This is a genomic window from Salicibibacter kimchii (genome assembly GCF_003336365.1).
Classification (GTDB): domain Bacteria; phylum Bacillota; class Bacilli; order Bacillales; family Marinococcaceae; genus Salicibibacter; species Salicibibacter kimchii.
Genome location: NZ_CP031092.1, coordinates 1,341,485 through 1,359,445 on the forward strand (window position 1 = coordinate 1,341,485; position 17,961 = coordinate 1,359,445).

Below are 17,961 nucleotides of genomic sequence, written 5' to 3' on the forward strand. Positions count from 1 at the left end.
GCTGTTTGGTCACCTTGACCCAAAACAGATCTTGCCATTCCCTCTTTTCTTCATAAAAAATAATCGTTTTTCACCCTGCAAACATATAAATCCCAATATAAATTTTCTTCTCGCTTATTGACAAATCACGCCTCTGGGCATAATATATAACTATAAGTTGCACGAAGGCAAAATTTATTGCTTATGCAAAATTGTTTGTCCCAAGTAAAATTATTGCTCAATCATGGTGATCAACTTGACAAACATAAAAGAAATGGGGAATGGAAATTGAAAAAACCAGCTTTTCTTTACTTATCAATTTTTACAAGTTTAGGGTTATTGTTATCTGCCTGTAGCGATGAAGAATCAGGTGGGGAAACATCAGATGACTCTGCATCTGCGGAGGGAGATGAACCCATCCAAGTGACGTCGACTATAGGGCAAATCAATGACATCGTGGAAAATGTCGGCGGGGAACACGTAGACAATACCGGTTTAATGGGACCCGGCATTGACCCACACAATTATGAAACTTCTCAGGGAGATGTGGAACAGCTCGACGAAGCGGATATTATCTTTTGGAATGGGTTGAATCTGGAAGCACAAATGGCTGATATGTTGGAGCAAATGGGAAATGAAAAGCCGGTGCACACACTGGGCGAAGAGGTTCCTGACGAAGCCATCCTAGAAGACGAAGAGGAAGCCGGGGCGCCTGATCCACACATTTGGTTTGATCCTGAATTATGGGCTTATGCGGTTGAAGGCGTCAGAGACAGTTTAGCTGAACTCGACCCTGAGAATGCAGACGACTATCAAGCCAATGCAGACGCGTATATCGATGAACTCGAAGAACTACAAGCATGGGCGGAAGAAGAAATCGAAACGATCGACGAAGACAGCCGCGTACTCGTAACCGCCCATGATGCATTCCAATACTTCGGTGACGCCGTCGGCATGGAAGTGATGGGTCTACAAGGCATTAGTACAGAGGCCGAGGTCGGGCTAAGCGACGTGCAAGGTATCATTGATGAAATGATCGAACGGGATATCAATGCGTTGTTTTCCGAAACGAGCGTTTCCGACAGTGCGGTTGATGCCGTCATCGAAGGCGCGCAGGAACAAGGCCACGAGGTTGAAAACGGCGGTGCCCTTTATTCCGATGCGATGGGAGAACCCGGCACCGAAGAAGGCACGTATACCGGGATGTACGAAGCAAATATCAATCAAATCGTGGACGTATTGGAATAAGGCAATGGCAGCGGGGGAAGCGTTCGCGCTTTGTTTTCCCTCCTGCCTATTTTTGGACGCGTTTAATCATTGGAAGGAGTATCACACCATGCATCCGATCACTGCAAAGAACGTTACCGTGGCTTATCACCGCAAACCGGTCCTCCAAAGTATCAATTTCGAGGCACCGGAAGGCACACTCATTGGCATCATTGGCCCCAACGGTGCGGGTAAATCAACATTGTTGAAATCGATTCTCGACCTTGTGCCAAAAGCTTCCGGGGAAGTCAACATTTATGGAAAGCCCTACCGCAAGCAACGGCAAATAGTCGGTTATGTTCCGCAAAGAGGGTCGGTCGATTGGGATTTTCCGACGAATGCCCTTGATGTTGTGCTCATGGGACGATATGGCCAGATCGGTCTTTTTCGCAGGGTAAAAAAGAAAGACGTTAGAGAAGCCATGTCTTGTCTTGAAAAAGTCGACATGGACCAATACGCCAACCGGCAAATCAGCCAGTTGTCGGGCGGGCAGCAACAGCGTGTATTTCTCGCCCGTGCACTTGCCCAAAACGCTCAGGTCTACTTTATGGATGAACCGTTCGTCGGCGTGGATGCCGCTACGGAAAGAGCGATTATTAAATTATTAAGCGAGCTAAAAGACCAAGGGAAAACCGTTCTCGTCGTTCACCATGATTTGCAAACCGTCCAGGATTATTTTGACTGGATCATGCTGCTAAATGTCCGAAAAATTGCTTTCGGACCAACGCCAGAAACCTTTAAAAAAGACCTGTTGCAAAAAACATATGGCGGACGATTAACACTCTTCGACCAGGAAAAAGAACAGGAAGTGAGCTCCCTTGTTTGAGATACTCGTTTACCCGAATGTTCAATGGGTGCTGATCGGGACTACCGCGCTCGGAATCGCCAGCGGAGTCCTCGGAAGTTTTGCACTGTTGCGTCGGCAAAGCCTGATCAGTGACGCCATGAGTCACGCTTCCCTCCCCGGCATTTGCATCGCCTTTCTCATTGTTGGGGAAAAAATGATGGGCGCCTTGTTGTTGGGGGCAGGATTGACGGCTTACTTGGGAACGTATTGTGTTCAAGCGATCATCCATCATACCCGATTGAAAACAGATGCGGCCATCGGTTTGGTTCTATCTGTTTTTTTCGGGATCGGCATTGTTCTCCTCACCTTTATTAACAATCTTCCCATCGGGGGGCAAGCCGGTTTGAACGAATTTATTTTCGGGCAGGCAGCCGCGATGACAAGCGCGGATGTCCGTGTTATTTCTTCTGTCGCCTTGATTTTGGTCATTATTACTATTTTACTTTTTAAAGAACTGAAATTGCTCATTTTTGATTCTGAGTTCGCACAAGGCATTGGTTTGCCTACGACTATTCTCAATGGTCTCTTAATGACGATGATCGTGGCGGCTGTTGTTATTGGCCTCCAAGCTGTCGGTGTCGTTTTGATGGTCGCGATGCTGATTGCACCTGCGATTACCGCTCGCTATTGGACAGATCGCCTGGATATCATGGTTGTTTTGTCCGGCATTTTCGGTGCCATTTCCGGTATTTTGGGCACGATGATCTCGGCGCCGATTTCCGGTATGCCTACAGGCCCACTTATCATTGTTGCCGCTAGTATGGTGTTCTTTGCTTCCCTCATCGTTGCTCCAAAAAAAGGATTGCTTGTCAAAGCTTACCGTTTATGGCATTTGCGCAAACAAACGGCAAGAGAGCAAATGTTACAAAGCCTCTATGAACTCGCCGAAGAGCGTTACCAAACGTTACGATCCTTCGAAGAAGCTTTCGCTCGGGAGGACATCCAGGCATTGCGTCCGTTATCCGAACGTAGGTTTCAAAAAACACTGAACAACTTAAAGCGTTACGGGGAAATTGCCGCGAGGGAACAAGGGTATGAATTGACGGCGTCAGGGAGAGAAACAGCGCATAAGATTACACTCAACAATCGTTACATGCAGATATATTCCATGCATGAAGTTCGCTTTGCCAACCTTCACATGGAAAAACGAAACTGGGATTTTTTATCACTCCCTGAAGAAGAGCAAGGGCGTTTACACGCTTTATTGCATGAGCATCATCTGGAGCCTAAATTATTGCAGATACTCCGGCAAGAGGAGGGCTACTTTAGATGAGTTATACATTTTGGATTCTTTTAACCGCTTCTCTTGTGGGCATTACCTGCGGGATCGTCGGCGTCCTGCTTATTTTGCGGAAATTAGCGATGCTATCCGATGCGATCAGCCACACGGTGCTACTTGGGATTATTTCTGCTTACCTCGTTACTCAATCGTTGGATGGATGGACGATGTTTATTGGAGCATTGATTGTCGGCGTATTCACGACCGTTTTCGTGCAAATGCTCAATGCTGCAGGCGTCCAATCCGATGCTGCGATCGGAATCGTTTTTACATTTTTGTTTGCTATCGGGGTTATTCTCGTATCCATGTATGCGAGCAATGTCCACATTGACGTGGAGCACACCGTTATGGGGGAAATTGGATTTATTCCGTGGGAGACGGTGAATTGGTTCGGCATTGAAGGGATTCCTCAGGCGGTATGGATGCTTGGCATTGTCCTCGTCATCGACGTCATACTGCTCCTGCTCTTTTATAAAGAATTTAAGCTCAGCACGTTTGACCCTGAACTCGCGGCTGCCATTGGACTACCCGTTGGCTTGTTGCACTACATCCTCATGGGGATGACATCCCTCACAGCGGTCGCCTCCTTTGACGCAGTCGGAGCGATACTCGTCGTTGCCATGTTAATCGCCCCGGGCGCAACCGCGTACTTGCTAACGGAACGCTTTCCTGTGATGTTTATCCTTAGTGCAGTTTTCGGCATGCTCGCCGCATTTTCAGGGTACTACATCGCTGCCTGGCTAGATGCTTCCATTGCCGGCATGATGGCAACGATGGCAGGCGTACTCTTCTTGCTAGCCTTTATTTTCTCCCCGACTCATGGGTTGATTGCAAAGGCTGTTTCGCAAAAAAAAGTCAGTGAAGTCAATGCAGATACGTGAACGTTCCTGGAGCGTCATTCCGATTGGAGTGGCGCTTCTGAGCGTTTATCAAAAAGAGCACCCCCCCTTTTGGAGCGTGCTCATACAAAGCCGATCAAGAGTCATTTTCTAATTCATCACCCTGGGTCAAAGCAGAGTCACTGAGTGCCTGTTCATCCGGTCCGACATATTGGACCTCGGCTTCTTCGGCAAACTCCGTCCATTCTTGGACGTAAAGTTCCTGATTGGCCGCGTTCTCATAGGAAGGGATTTTTAAAACAGGGTTCCCGTCAAAGCGATTAATGATTTGAGCCGTCATGTCCATCGATTCATCTAAGGAAGTATTATCACGGTAGGCGAGCGGCTCATAAATCACCAAATCCGGCGCCAGATCGTTTATGACCGTCCATTCTTCATAATCGACGAATTCCGCGGAATTGTTGCTCTGAAAATCATCAATATTAAAGGTATGAACATCAAATTCATATTGATCCTGTGCCTCTTCAGGAAAATAATTCTCCCATTGAACGGCTTCTTCTTCACTATTGGAGGTAAATATAGCTAAATGAATCTCGTCACCGGGTTCTTGTTGCGATAAAATTTCATTGGTATTTTCTTGAAACTCTTCCTCAGCGTCACCCGAAGGGCTCTCTCCCTTTTCAGATGCCGTTTCCTCCTGATAATCGGGGGAGAACTGCTCAATATATCGTGCTTCTCCCACGCTTAAAGTCTCTTCATGCTGTAAATTATATAGAACGGTGACGATGACAACCACGATCAAATATGGAACTGCTCTTTTTAGTAGATTCATCGTTCTCTCCTTTATCTCTTACAGGGTTTAGCGACGGCTTAATCCAAAATAGCTTCCCCCGTTTCTTCATGATCTGTTTCGGCTTCTTCATTGGGGGTGTCATTTACCTCTACCCCATTATCGTCATTTTCATTCGTCACGATCGTCCTAAATACCGCGACAAAACCCGACCTCTTCTTCCAACACTCTACTGCATACAAGCTATTCTACCACATGTCCATGATCAACTTCGAACACTAAGCGACCATCGGATTTTTCATAGACGGATTCATCTGAGGTATCCTTTGTCAGCTGTTGAAAAATACGCTCGCGATAATATGGTTCTGCAAATCCGTCAATGGGTCTCGGTTGGGATTCATGAATGCGAAAAGGGACAAGTTCAATCTCAGCCGTCCCGTCTTCGGCCAATTCATATTGGGCCAAAACAGTGTCTCTCGTCCGTGTCCACCCCTGGTCAAACACGAAATTTCCCAGGGAATAAAAGATGATGCCGTCATTATAAACATCGACGGATTGTAACACGTGAGGGTGGTGGCCCACGACAATATCCGCGCCAGCATCCACGTAAGCTTTCATTAAATCTTCCTGGCGATCCGTAATCGTGCTTGTATACTCCACACCGCTATGGAGATGGGCGACGACAAGGTCCGCATCTTCACTCGCTTGCTGTATCTCGTTTAGCGATTGGGCAGGATCAGAGTCGGCGACTCCATCCCTTCCCGATCGCGACCAAACATCGTTGAAGCCGAGGGTAGCCACGGTTAAATCGTCATACGCTTCGATGGATACCGCTTCTTCCTCTTGACCGAAATGAGCGCCTACCGTGTCTACGTCTGAATCTTCAAAAGCCGCAAGGGTGTCTCGCACCCCTTTGGAGCCATAATCGCGAATATGATTATTGGCGAGGTTGACATTTGAAAATCCGGCTTCCGATAGGAGATTCACAGCCCCTTCTCCTGCTTCCAGATGAATTTCTTTATCTTCCGGCTCGTAGACTTCATCTTCAAACAAGACCGGGTTTTCAAAATTTCCGGTTACGTAATCGGATGCGTCAAAATAAGGCTTGGCATGCCGAAATAAAAATTCCGGCCCCTGGTGGTCGATCACTTGCTCCACATAACGCCCGGCCATAATATCTCCGACAAACGATCCGGTGAAGACGGCATTTTCGTCACTGGCGACACTCGTCGATCCCACCTCCGAAGCAGGCCACAATTGAGCGACAAATAAGATAAGCAACGAAACGGCAGCCCCAATAATGGCATGAGGCAGCGCCCGTTTTTTATGTTTTTTTGTATATGCCAGCATGGATTCCTGCAAATTGAATTTGCGATTATGTTGAGATCTCATCTATCTTCCACACCTTAGATTAAATACAGTATTGTGACGATGAAAAAGGTGACTCCGCTGATGACCAACGTGCTTAGCAATGTTGGCATGACCCCTTGCCGCTGAAACGAATTCGCGACCAATCCGGGCACAATGACCCCGAGTCCTCGAAATTCGACCGTTTCAAACGGGAATATCGGGTAAAAATAATCAAAGACCATTTTCAGCAAAATCCCCACCGTCATCATTGCCGCAAATTTTCGGCGCCCATACAAAACCGTTAAGCGCCCGACCACTTGCATCGTTATTATATACGTTAAGAAACTGATGAAAAAAATCATGACCATAAAAATTGGCTGGTCAAATACTAAAGCGAGGTATCCCGGCACAATGAGGCCTGCCGGCATAACACCTGTCCGTTCCGTATAGATAAGGCTTAATATGGTTCCTATCACGAGTGCAATATATAATTCTGTTCCAAACAATGCTCACCCAACTCCCTGTTAAACAGTCGACCAATCATTAGTCTTTTTCAATTCTTCTATGAGAGGCTCTGCCGCACCATGAAAGTTACCAATGCCGAACACCGTCGACTGATCCATTGATGAGACAATGAATTCATATATTTTGTCGATTTCTTCGTCTTCCATGTTACAGAGTTCATTCACATCCAATTTTCCCTGCTCATAAGCTTGTACAACGGGGTTCGTACCTTCGCCGATTAGCACGAGTTTATCGATCGCGATATAGGGAAGGAATTGCTCCACAAATTGGTGAGTGCGGTCCGGGCGATCTTCCCGGCAATTCATGACGACAATGGGATCGTCGACAGGATATCCGAGGTATCGCGCGTTTTCCCAAATACTCAGCGTCGATGTCGGTTCATTGGCTGAAAATCCATTTACAAAAAAAGAAGCTTTTTGATGTCTATCTACGATTGGCATCACTCGCGTGACACCGGGAGCCGCTTTCGCTTTTATCATCCCCCGGCTTGCCGTATCTTCATCAATGCCGAGCGCTTTCGCAACTGCCAATGCCAGCGCGACATTTTCGGGAAAAATCATATACTCAAATTTTGCAAGAAAATGGTCTGGCACCGCTTTTGTATCCGCAACAAAAACGTTGGTATTCCGCTTTGCCGCTTCTTTTTCAAACTCCTCAAGATAGGGCGACGGCGATGTGATAAATATCCCGTCATAGGGGATCGTGTACTTATAAGCATCGACGACATGTTCAACCGTTGGCCCCAACACTTCCATATGATCCTCCACAATATTAACGACGACCCCGATATTCGCTTGCATCCAATCATCCTGAAAAATTCTCTGATACTCAGGATGAACGGCCATACACTCACTCACAAAAGCCTCGGCACCGGCATCAACAGCTTCTTTTATCGCTGATTTTTGTTCACGAATATTCGGCCCTTCCAGCCTACGTATAATCGGTTTTTCCTCTTCCTGGTACCAATAAAACATTCGCGCCTGCGTGCCGGTGATTTTCCCGACCGTTTTAATGTCAGCTTCCATAAGTGCTCCGGAAACGAGACGCGTGACCGTTGATTTGCCGCGCGTACCGTTAATATTAATACGGATTGGAATTTTGTCCACGTTTTTCTCATGTTGTTCTTTTTCCCGCATTCCCAATGCAAGTAAAATAAGCAAGCTGATCGCAACAACAAGGGTAAACAACTTTCAACCCTTCTTTCTACCTTTAGATGAGCTATGGCGATGTATTTCGACAATAAATATGTACGCCATAAAAAGTATAAGACAAATCTAGTGAAAATATCTACCGCCAAACATATCAATCTGGTTACAATCTTTGGTCATTTCTTGGCATTATGTAATGGTTTATATGTGTTGGAATACCTTACCAACAGGGTGCCCACTTTTTGCAAATTCAACCTTTTTTCTCCATGATTTTTTCGGGAGAAAGCCTTAAAACAGCAACCAGCCATATAAAGGCATACATAGCAGCAGCCAAAACATCTGTAGGAAAATGAACTCCTAACACGGGCCTGCTTGCAATGGTTCCTATCGCCAGCCCAATCTTTCGTTTCATATGGGTGCCCTCTTTTTTCAAATGATGGAAATTCAGGAAGGAAAAGATTGCATGAAGAAGAAAAGAGCGGTTTAGCTTACTTAAAAGAAGGCAGTGTATCAGCTGCCTTCTTTATTTTATAGATTTTGTAGCGCCAATTCAATGGGGGATTCTCCCGTGGTAAGGTCAAATGCTTTTCCGATCGTACCATTATCCTTTAACGACGCCTTAATCGTATTCGCTACGTCCTCCCGGGGGATTTCAGCCCGCTCAAGGTCGACGTCCACCTTGATGTTTTCTTTCCCGGCATCATTGGTGAGTAGTCCAGGGCGAAGAATCGTGTAATCAAGATTACTAGCGACGAGCCATTCATCGGCATAATGTTTGGCTGCACTGTAATACGGCGCTTTTTCCATCCATTTTTCACGGCGATGAACACCGATCGCGCTCACAATGAGGAAGCGTTTGACTCCGGCTTGTTCGGCTGCTTGCATAGATTTTACCGCGCCATCAAAATCAACCATCATCGTTTTATCCGCACCGGTCTGCGCGCCTGAACCCGCGGTAAACACGATGGCATCCATTCCTTTTGCAGCAGCGGCCAAATCATCGACCGCACCCTCCACATCAGCCAGCACCGTATCCGCACCCATATCCTCAAATTGTTGTAACTGCTCTTCTTTACGCACCATGGCTTTCGGTGTATACCCGCTATCGTCGGCGAGTTTTTCTACAAGTTGTTTTCCTATCTTGCCGTTTGCCCCAATCACTAGTACGTTCATTATCCATGCACTCCTTTTTGATTCCAGATTCCATAGATTAGATGTACCCTTTCAAACAAAAAAACAAACATCCAAGTATCACCAAGAGCTCAATACATGTTTTTCATCCACTTGTAAACATTAAAATAAAGATTTTCTGTGGAGAAGAGGGTGAGTCCATGAATAAAAAGCCAGGTGCCGTTTTTTATTGGTCCGCGAGCATTATTGTAGCAATTGTCCTCATCGGTTTTTTCGTCCCTGACTTCCTTGAGACGATTACCGCACAAACCCAGGAATTCATTTCGTCTGTCTTTGGATGGTATTACTTAATCATTGTTTCCTTGTTCGTGCTCGTCTGTCTCTTTTTTATTGTAAGTCCTTATGGAAAAATAAAACTGGGCAAAGATGATGACAAGCCCGAATTTAACTTGCCTTCTTGGTTTGCGTTGCTCTTTAGTGCCGGTATGGGCACAGGACTTCTTTTCTGGGGCGCAGCAGAACCGATTTCACACTATGCCATTGATTCGCCCACCGTTGATCCGGGAAGTGAGGAGGCAATTCTTGAATCCATGCGATTTACGTTCTTCCATTGGGGACTGCACGCTTGGGGTATTTATGCCATCGTCGCCCTTTGCCTCGGTTATTTCAAGTTCAGAAAAGAAGCGTCCGGCACGATTAGTTCCGCACTTTCTCCTCTGATGGACGCGGAGGGGGCGATGGGAAAGACGGTTAATGTGATTGGTGTTGTCGCTACTGTTTCCGGGATAGCGACAACGCTTGGATTCGGTGCTGTGCAAATGAACGGCGGCATCACATATTTAACAGGCTTTGGAGAGAGTTTTTTATTTCAGTTTGGCATTATCGCGGTCATCACTGCCTTATACCTTATTTCCACCTCCACCGGTATCCAAAAAGGGATTCGTTATTTGAGTAACACGAACATGATTCTTGCCGGTGTATTGCTCTTGTTTATCATTATTCTCGGGCCGACGCTTGACGCTTTGAACATTTTCACGAACACGTTGGGCCAATATATTCAAACCTTGCCGGAAATGAGTTTTCGTATTGCTCCGACTGATCCGGACGCTCGGGCATGGATTAACGATTGGACCATTTTCTACTGGGCCTGGTGGATGGCCTGGTCCCCCTATGTCGGAACCTTTGTCGCACGCGTATCTAAGGGACGAACCTTGCGGCAATTCATGATTGGGGTCCTTTTTGTCCCTACCATTATTGGTTTCCTATGGTTTTCGTTCCTGGGCGGCTCAGCGATTTTCTATGAAAGGGAACAGGGGGCAGGTCTAGCCTCGCTGGAAATTGAAGAAATGTTGTTTGGCCTATTGAGCCAGTTTCCGTTCGCAACTGCCACGTCCATCTTAGCGCTCGTACTCATTGCCATCTTTTTCATTACATCGGGAGATTCAGCCACCTTTGTGCTCGGGATGCAAACGACCAACGGCACGACAAACCCGGCGAGAAGGATTAAGTTCATTTGGGGGATCTTGCTTTCGGCGATTGCAACGATTCTTTTATATTCCGGGGGCTTGCAAGCTGTAGAGAACACGATGATCGTGACCGCGTTCCCCTTCTCCATTGTTATGTTGCTTATGGTCTACGCTTTACTCAAGGCCGTGCGCCAAGAAAGAAAAGAACAAAAACAATCGAAATGATCGTTGAACGTGCGTGTCCAAAAAGGAGAATAAAAAGAGCCAAGCGTTTTTAAAATTTCCGCAAGAGGTGGTGTGCTTTTGCATAAGTATCTATTCCCGACAGCACTCGAATAAACTTCTTTGAGGAATCATCGCACGAAGATGACCTGGATGCGTGGCGTTTCTCAGCTCATTTATTTTCTCCGATTGCGGGCTTCATGAACAAAATTAAACCCGAAAGGCGATGCGACCATCACTTTCGGGTTAACTCGTTTTCCTCTGTACTTCTGTAGCAGCGACATGTTGGTCTAATGACTGCAATTGCACGATTGCCGTATCTTCTGGTATTTCACGGTAATGATGCACGCCGGCCGCTTCTTCGTTGGCCTCATCCGCACGCGCCACCACTTGCTGCAAAGGGTCAAGCTGCAATTGTCCTTCGGGCAGATAAGAATCGGTGTGTAACAGAATGGCAAGTGCGATTTCCTTGGCCGCCTTCCGACCTTCCCCGAGACGGATTAAAAGTTTATGGGCACGTTCCGCACCTTTAATCGCGTGGATATCGTTTTCCTTATAAGAATAAAAATCCCATTCCCCGTCGCGATACCATTGATAATGACCAATGTCGTGCAAAAATGCCGCTTTTGTCGCCAAGTCTGTATCGACATTTTCTCGAAGGGCAATATCGAAGGCGGTGAGTGCCGTTTTGATCGCGTGGTCCAACCCCGCTCTGACGACATACTTTTTCGCTACCGGGTGACTGTAAATCGTTGCTAGCGTTACGCGTTGCAAGGATCTTCCCTCCTTACTTTTTTTCATACCAACGTACCACAAAAGAGAAAGTCTTGCAATCAAAAAAGACTCGCACATCCGATACGTGCGAGCCCACTTGTGTCTTATTCTACGACGATCCGGGCCATGCCGTCGCCGGCTTTCATGTCACGAGCAAGTGCGGCGTTCTCCGTTACTTTGCCAAATACGGTATGGACGCCATCCAAATGAGGCTGTGGTTCATGGACAATAAAAAATTGTGAGCTTCCGGTATCTTTTCCCGCGTGGGCCATAGACAACGATCCAACATCGTGTTTGTGCGGGTTATCGTTTGTCTCACACTTAATCGTATAGCCTGCATTGCCCGTGCCGTCTCCTTTCGGGCAGCCGCCCTGGGAAACGAATCCCGGAATCACGCGGTGAAACGTCAAGCCGTTATAAAACCCTTCATTGGCAAGCTTTTCAAAATTCGCGACCGTATTCGGCGCATCTTCTGGATATAATTCAAATGGGAGCTTTTCTCCGTTTTCAAGTTCAATGTACCCTGTTTTCTTCATTGCTAAAACCTCCATCTTTAATTTCGTACTCTACCTGCCCTGACAACCACATAGCGTCGTCTATCGCTTGCTCCGCATCCTCATGGTCCAGTATAACATGGACCCCCTACAATAGAATGCAATAAGGACTTAGCGCCTGGGGGGCGAGAATGCTATCCTCAAACGAAGGGGGAAAATGGTTTCTATCTAATTTCTGGCCCTTTGCCTACTTCTCTTCTTCCATCAACGTCGCGAGTTCTGTCCAGCGCTCCATGGCTTCTTCCAACTCCTCGGCCACCGTTTCCTGTTCTTTCAGCCATTCCTGAATACGTACCGAGTCGCTTCCCGCCTGTGCCATTTCCTTTTCCAACTCCGCTTGTTTTCGCTCCAGTTGTTCAATGGTACCTTCAATTGTTTTCCACTCTTGTTGATCTTTATACGACACCTTTTTTTTCGGCCGGCGTCTTGATTCCTTTTTCACAGGCTTTTTTTCCGCCTTCGCTGCTTCTTTTTGACCCAAATAATCTTCAAAATGCCCGTAAAATTCTTCTATCCGGCCGTCGGACTCAAATATGAGCAAACGTTCGGCCACCCGATCAAGAAAATAACGATCGTGGGAGACGCTGACGACCGCTCCAGGAAATTGGGTCAAATAATCTTCGAGCAAACGAAGCGTAGGGATATCGAGGTTATTCGTCGGTTCGTCCAAAAATAAAACATTCGGCTCTTCCATCAAAACCCGCAACAAATACAGACGTCGGCGTTCTCCCCCGGAGAGGCGGCTAATATACGTCCATTGGTGGGACCGGGGGAACAAAAAGCGTTCCAGCATTTGCTCGGCCGTTATCGTGGCCCCGTCTTTCGTCGTGATCGCTTCCGCACCTTCGCGAATATACTCAAGCACGCGCAACGAGTGATCAATGTCAGCTTCCCCCTGGGTAAAATAACCGATGCGAACGGTCTCGCCAATATCGATAACTCCGCGGTCGGGTTGCAACTGCCCGGCCAGGATATGCAAAAACGTACTTTTTCCCGTTCCATTTTTACCGGTGATTCCGATGCGACTCCCACGATCGATGCGTACACTGATCCGATCGAGAATCTTGTTATCTCCAAAGTCTTTCGAAATATCGGTCGCTTCAATCACTTTCTTTCCGAGTCTCTTCGAATCGGACACAAAATCCAGTGTTCCTTCTTTTTGCTCGGGAGTTTCGGCTTTTAAAGCTTCCACCCTATCGACACGTGCCTTTTGTTTCGTTCCCCGGGCTTTCGGCATTCGTTTTAGCCAGGCCATCTCCCTTCGCAGCGTATTCTTGCGTTTTTCTTCTTCCTGTTCGGCCTGGGCCTCCCGTTCTGCTTTCTTTTCAAGATACGTTTCATAGTTTCCTTCATAATAATGAAGGTTCCCTTGTTCAATTTCAAAGATTGCGTCGGTGACTCGATTTAAAAAATAACGATCGTGCGTAACGAGCAAAAGCGCGCCCTGATAAGCCGATAAATAAGACTCCAGCCAAGCGATCGAAGACGCATCGAGATGATTCGTCGGCTCATCGAGAATAAGAAGATCCGCAGGTTGAATAAGCGCTTTTGCAAGGGCCACCCGTTTTTCCTGACCGCCGGATAGTTCACCGACCTTCGCGTGATAATCGCTTAACCCTAATTTCGACAAAACGGTCTTTGCCGATGTTTCCGCTTCCCAAGCAGCGTGCGCGTCCATATCTGCCTGCGCGTCATATAGGTTTTTTTCGGCCTTTTCATCCCCAGGATGTTCCTGGAAATGGCGGAGGGCTTTCTCATAATGATGAAGGGCGCGCATGACCGGAGCTTCCCCTTCATAAACCGCATCAAGGATCGTTTGCTCCCCTTCTAGCGCCAGTTCCTGCTCTACATAAGAAATGGAAAAAGCATTCGCATGGCGAATTTCTCCTTTTTCAACTCCTTCTGTTCCGGCGAGGATATGCAGCAATGTTGATTTTCCCGTTCCATTTGCGCCGATGATTCCAATTCTTTGTTTCGGTTCGATAACAAAAGAAACATCGTCCAAAAGCGTTTTATCTCCAAATGTTTTCTTGAGATCATTCGCGACTAACAGACTCATCAAGGCCCTCCTCCCAATCACTGTCTTTAATAGCTTAACACACCCTTGTATCGTCATGAAAAAACGACTAATCCGTATTCGGAAATAGCCGCTTCCTCACGTCTTTAATCATCCCATCAACTTCTCGTCGAAGTTCCATCTATTAGTACAGCGTACCAAAAATTCTTTCCTTAAGTAGCTAACATTCATCCCCAGTTTTGAGGGTCTGTTCCATTCCCGTTTTCCCGTGCTTGCTTCGACTTCCCAGCACAGCTTTGCTTTCTTTATATGCCGATGTCGCCCTTCCTTCGACATATTCTCTGCTCTTCGCTCTCCTTACATGCCACCGCCGTACATGTTTCGGTTTGTGACTTGGTTTTGTCATTGGTGTCGATGATAGAACGCGTGTCCAACATTCGCCTCAATTTCGATCACTTAAGCCCTTTTTCAAGGCCCGAAAGTACGGAAAGAATTTCTGAAACACATCACTAGTACAGAGTGGTCGAATTATCCGGTCACAGCCAAGGGCAACTCAAAAAAGGAGGACGGTCACTCGTGCATTATGGCTGAATTTCCTCACACTGGATGATTTTCCTTCCGGTTTGTTCCACATAACTTATTCATGGCACCTCTGATTGGGTTATTTAACCTTCGAGTGGTTCCATGACTCACTCATGGCACCTCTAATTGGGGTAATCTTCCTTCTAGTGGTGTCATAATGAGGATTTCGGACGTTCTCTTCGCGAAAGTTAATAGTAAACGCACCTTCTATTTTTGGTATCTCAACCATTGGGTGGAGATCTGGCACGTTTCCTAAATCTGGCGCCAACAACGATGGGGATCACTTATTTCAGCCGTCCTGCACTAGGTAAAATAAACACAAATGCGATTGCAGTTCACTTCCTGAACGTCAATCTCCATGTCATAAATATCGCGCAACGTATCGCGATTAATAATCTCATGGCAACGTCCCTTTTCAACGAGGCTGCCGTCTTTCAAGGCAACGATTTCATCGGAATAACAGGAGGCAAAATTTATGTCGTGGACGACGATCATGATTGTTTTACCCAAATCATCGACCAAGCTGCGCAATGTTTTCATGATCTGCACCGAATGCTTCATATCCAAATTATTTAACGGTTCATCCAAGATGATATACTCCGTGTTTTGGGCAAGGACCATGGCGATATAGGCTCTTTGTTTTTGCCCCCCGCTCAGTTGATCAAGAAACTTATCCTGGATGTCCTGCAGCGCCATATAATCAATGGCATCATCCACGTGCATCCAATCTTCTTTCGTTAACCTGTTTTGGGAATAAGGGAAGCGACCAAAACTTACGAGTTCCCGGATCGTTAAGCGAATATTAATGTCGTTGGATTGTTTTAAAATCGATATTTTTTTCGCCAGTTCGTTGCTCTTGTATTCATTAATGTTTTTCCCGTCAAAAAATACATCGCCTTCGTCTTTTTTGAGCAGACGGCTAATCATCCCGATGAGCGTGCTTTTCCCCGCGCCGTTCGGACCGATGAAAGATGTAATTGTTCCTTTTTTCACTTGTACCGAGACGTCATCGACCACTCTTTTTCCATCGTATATTTTCGTTAGATTTCTTGCTTCAAGCACGTACTCATTTTTTACAGCCGACTTTTCTTCCATCTCCAACATTTTCATGCTCATTTGTTTTTGGTCCCCCTTACTAACAGGTAAATGAAATAGGTTCCACCGATGAAATTAATGATGACACTGAGCGGCGCACCATAGGCGAACACTTGTTCAATGACGAGCGTTCCGCCGACAAGGGCAATAACACTGACGAGGATTGAGGCATTAATTACGTGTGTATGTTTAAATGACCGAACAAGCTCTCTGGCAACGTTTACCACAAGTAATCCCAAAAACATGATCGGGCCGACAAGTGCGGTTGACACCGAAACCATAACCGCGATGACAATCAGGAATCTGCGTATCACTTGATCATAAGGAACCCCCAGATTAATCGCCTGATCCCTGCCGAGGGATAGCGCATCCAGGTATTTCAGGTACGGCCACACATAGATGGTCGTAAGGATAAGAATCACGATCGAAAGCCATAAAAGATCTTCATTAATGTTGCTAAAACTTGCAAACATCTGGTTCTGGACCGTTAAAAATTCATTCGGGTCGATAAGTACTTGCATAAACGTGGACAAACTTGAAAACAGCGTTCCGAATACAATCCCTACAAGCAATAGAAAGTAAATGTTCTGTTGTTCGCCTCGAAATAACAATGCGTATAACACGAGGGCGAACAAAACCATGATGAGGATCGAGGCGATGAAATTTGTGCCTTCGCCAAATGATGCAAACCCGGCGGTGCCGACAAAAAAGATCAAAGCGGTTTGCACAAGCACATACAGCGAATCCAATCCAATAATGCTGGGGGTTAAAATCCGGTTATTGGTGATCGTTTGGAAGATCATTGTCGAAAACGCAATAGCAGCACCGACAATGATAATAGCTGTCACGCTTCTCCCTCTTCTCGGGAGCGCGTAATCCCATCCCTCAGGGCTAAGGTCAATAAACATATACGTAATGATCAGTACGACGGAGGCAGCAATAAGTAAGGTAAAGATCCATCTAGCCTGCATTGGCGTTTCTCCTTAAGAGAAGGTAAAGAAATATGGCGCTGCCAATGATGCCCACCATAAGTCCGATCGGTATCTCATACGGATAGATAATAACCCTTCCCAATATATCGCAGGCCAATAAAAAGATGGCTCCGAATAAAGCCGTATAGGGAAGACTGTTCTTTAGATTGTCGCCTCTCATGATTGATACGATATTCGGAATGATTAACCCCAAAAACGGAATCGAGCCGATCGTAACGACAATCGTTGCCGTAATAATCGCCACGATAAATAGCCCGGCGTTCATAATCCGATTGTAATTCATCCCCAAATTGGCGGAAAAATCTCGCCCCATCCCGGCAACCGTAAAACGATTGGCGAATAAAAAGGCAATGATGACAAGCGGGATACCGATATACAAAATCTCATAGTTTCCCCTGATGACAAGCGAAAAGCTTCCTTGCATCCAGGAAGAAAGGCTTTGCATCAAATCATATTGATAGGCAAAAAATGTCGTGATCGCTTCAACAACGCTCCCGAGCATCAAACCGACAAGCGGGACAAAGATCACATTTTTATAACGGATACGTTCCAAGATCTTCATGAAAAGGAAGGTACCGCCGAGGGCAAACAATATAGCAACGAACATTCGCTCCAACGTACCCGCTTGCGAAAACACCAGGATCGAGACGAGAATACCGAGTCGCGCCCAATCCAACGTTCCGGCAGTCGTGGGAGAAACGAATTTGTTTTGTGTGAGCTGCTGCATGATCAGCCCGCAAACACTCAAGCTTACACCGACGATAATAATACTCATCAATCGCGGAATTCGACTGATAAGAATGGTTTGAACCTGTTCGTCTTGAAGGTTAAATATGTCGGTCGGTGATATCTCCTGCACGCCGATAAATAGTGATGCTACCGATAAAACAATGAGCAGTGGCAGTAAGTATTTTATTCTCATAAATCATTTAAATAGCAGCAACTCTGATAAGTGCCATTGTCCCCCTTTTTCAAACTTAGGACAATCCGATAATGAGATTCATTATCAATTATTTCTCTTTAATTATATCATCTTTATGTATGTCGTCAATGTTTATTGAGAAAGATTTTCACTCATATGTGCCAAGGGGGGGCCGCTTGATCC

Annotated in this window: 17 protein-coding genes; 5 read left to right on the top strand and 12 right to left on the bottom strand. The window is 46.2% G+C overall.

The genetic code is table 11. The features are described 5' to 3' along the window. Positions 1-267 precede the first annotated feature (267 nt). The 4 genes from DT065_RS06755 (at position 268) to DT065_RS06770 (ending at position 4,252) form a co-directional block, all read left to right on the top strand. A complete protein-coding gene (locus tag DT065_RS06755) occupies positions 268-1,227 on the top strand; it encodes a metal ABC transporter solute-binding protein, Zn/Mn family (protein WP_227002751.1) in 960 nt (319 codons plus the stop codon). Positions 1,228-1,315: 88 nt separating this feature from the next. Then, positions 1,316-2,071, top strand: a complete 756-nt coding sequence (locus DT065_RS06760) for a metal ABC transporter ATP-binding protein (protein WP_114371917.1) — start codon at positions 1,316-1,318, stop codon at positions 2,069-2,071. Beyond that, positions 2,064-3,365: a metal ABC transporter permease gene (locus DT065_RS06765; RefSeq protein ID WP_114371919.1), complete on the top strand. Its 1,302-nt coding sequence runs from the start codon at positions 2,064-2,066 to the stop codon at positions 3,363-3,365. Before DT065_RS06760 ends, DT065_RS06765 begins: the two co-directional genes overlap by 8 nt. Then, entirely contained in the window at positions 3,362-4,252 is an 891-nt protein-coding gene (locus tag DT065_RS06770) for a metal ABC transporter permease (protein ID WP_114371921.1), read from the top strand. Before DT065_RS06765 ends, DT065_RS06770 begins: the two co-directional genes overlap by 4 nt. Positions 4,253-4,346: 94 nt before the next feature. Here DT065_RS06770 and DT065_RS06775 read toward each other — a convergent pair whose 3' ends face one another. From DT065_RS06775 to DT065_RS06800, 6 genes are all read right to left on the bottom strand, one after another. Continuing rightward, a complete protein-coding gene (locus tag DT065_RS06775) occupies positions 4,347-5,042 on the bottom strand; it encodes a hypothetical protein (RefSeq protein ID WP_114371923.1) in 696 nt (231 codons plus the stop codon). Between the two features lie 201 nt (positions 5,043-5,243). Continuing rightward, positions 5,244-6,392, bottom strand: coding sequence for a CapA family protein (locus DT065_RS06780; protein WP_114371924.1), 1,149 nt, complete (start codon positions 6,390-6,392; stop codon positions 5,244-5,246). Between the two features lie 14 nt (positions 6,393-6,406). Next, positions 6,407-6,856, bottom strand: coding sequence for a poly-gamma-glutamate biosynthesis protein PgsC (gene pgsC / locus DT065_RS06785; RefSeq protein WP_114371926.1), 450 nt, complete (start codon positions 6,854-6,856; stop codon positions 6,407-6,409). Between the two features lie 18 nt (positions 6,857-6,874). Next, the gene (pgsB, locus tag DT065_RS06790; RefSeq protein WP_114371928.1) at positions 6,875-8,062 is read right to left on the bottom strand and encodes a poly-gamma-glutamate synthase PgsB; all 1,188 of its coding nucleotides are present in this window, start codon (positions 8,060-8,062) and stop codon (positions 6,875-6,877) included. 211 nt (positions 8,063-8,273) lie between these two features. After that, positions 8,274-8,435, bottom strand: coding sequence for a phosphatase PAP2 family protein (locus tag DT065_RS06795; RefSeq protein ID WP_114371930.1), 162 nt, complete (start codon positions 8,433-8,435; stop codon positions 8,274-8,276). A gap of 116 nt (positions 8,436-8,551) precedes the next feature. Then, positions 8,552-9,196: an SDR family oxidoreductase gene (locus tag DT065_RS06800; RefSeq protein ID WP_114371932.1), complete on the bottom strand. Its 645-nt coding sequence runs from the start codon at positions 9,194-9,196 to the stop codon at positions 8,552-8,554. A 158-nt stretch (positions 9,197-9,354) separates the two neighbouring features. On the opposite strand from DT065_RS06800, the gene DT065_RS06805 reads away from it, so the two are divergent. Then, a complete protein-coding gene (locus DT065_RS06805) occupies positions 9,355-10,845 on the top strand; it encodes a BCCT family transporter (protein WP_114371934.1) in 1,491 nt (496 codons plus the stop codon). Between the two features lie 243 nt (positions 10,846-11,088). Here DT065_RS06805 and DT065_RS06810 read toward each other — a convergent pair whose 3' ends face one another. From DT065_RS06810 to DT065_RS06840, 6 genes are all read right to left on the bottom strand, one after another. Further along, on the bottom strand, positions 11,089-11,616 hold the full coding sequence (locus tag DT065_RS06810; RefSeq protein WP_114371936.1) for an HD domain-containing protein: 528 nt from the start codon (positions 11,614-11,616) through the stop codon (positions 11,089-11,091). Positions 11,617-11,720: 104 nt separating this feature from the next. After that, positions 11,721-12,152 carry a peptidylprolyl isomerase gene (locus DT065_RS06815; protein ID WP_114371938.1) on the bottom strand — a complete coding sequence of 144 codons (432 nt, stop codon included), beginning with the start codon at positions 12,150-12,152 and terminating at the stop codon, positions 11,721-11,723. 205 nt (positions 12,153-12,357) lie between these two features. Beyond that, complete coding sequence (locus DT065_RS06820) at positions 12,358-14,229, bottom strand: ABC-F family ATP-binding cassette domain-containing protein (protein WP_114371940.1); 1,872 nt, start codon at positions 14,227-14,229, stop codon at positions 12,358-12,360. Positions 14,230-15,072: 843 nt separating this feature from the next. Then, complete coding sequence (locus DT065_RS06830; protein WP_114376135.1) at positions 15,073-15,831, bottom strand: iron ABC transporter ATP-binding protein; 759 nt, start codon at positions 15,829-15,831, stop codon at positions 15,073-15,075. A 50-nt stretch (positions 15,832-15,881) separates the two neighbouring features. Next, complete coding sequence (locus DT065_RS06835; protein WP_114371944.1) at positions 15,882-16,835, bottom strand: iron chelate uptake ABC transporter family permease subunit; 954 nt, start codon at positions 16,833-16,835, stop codon at positions 15,882-15,884. After that, the gene (locus DT065_RS06840; protein WP_114371946.1) at positions 16,825-17,778 is read right to left on the bottom strand and encodes an ABC transporter permease; all 954 of its coding nucleotides are present in this window, start codon (positions 17,776-17,778) and stop codon (positions 16,825-16,827) included. Before DT065_RS06840 ends, DT065_RS06835 begins: the two co-directional genes overlap by 11 nt. Positions 17,779-17,961: the final 183 nt, after the last annotated feature.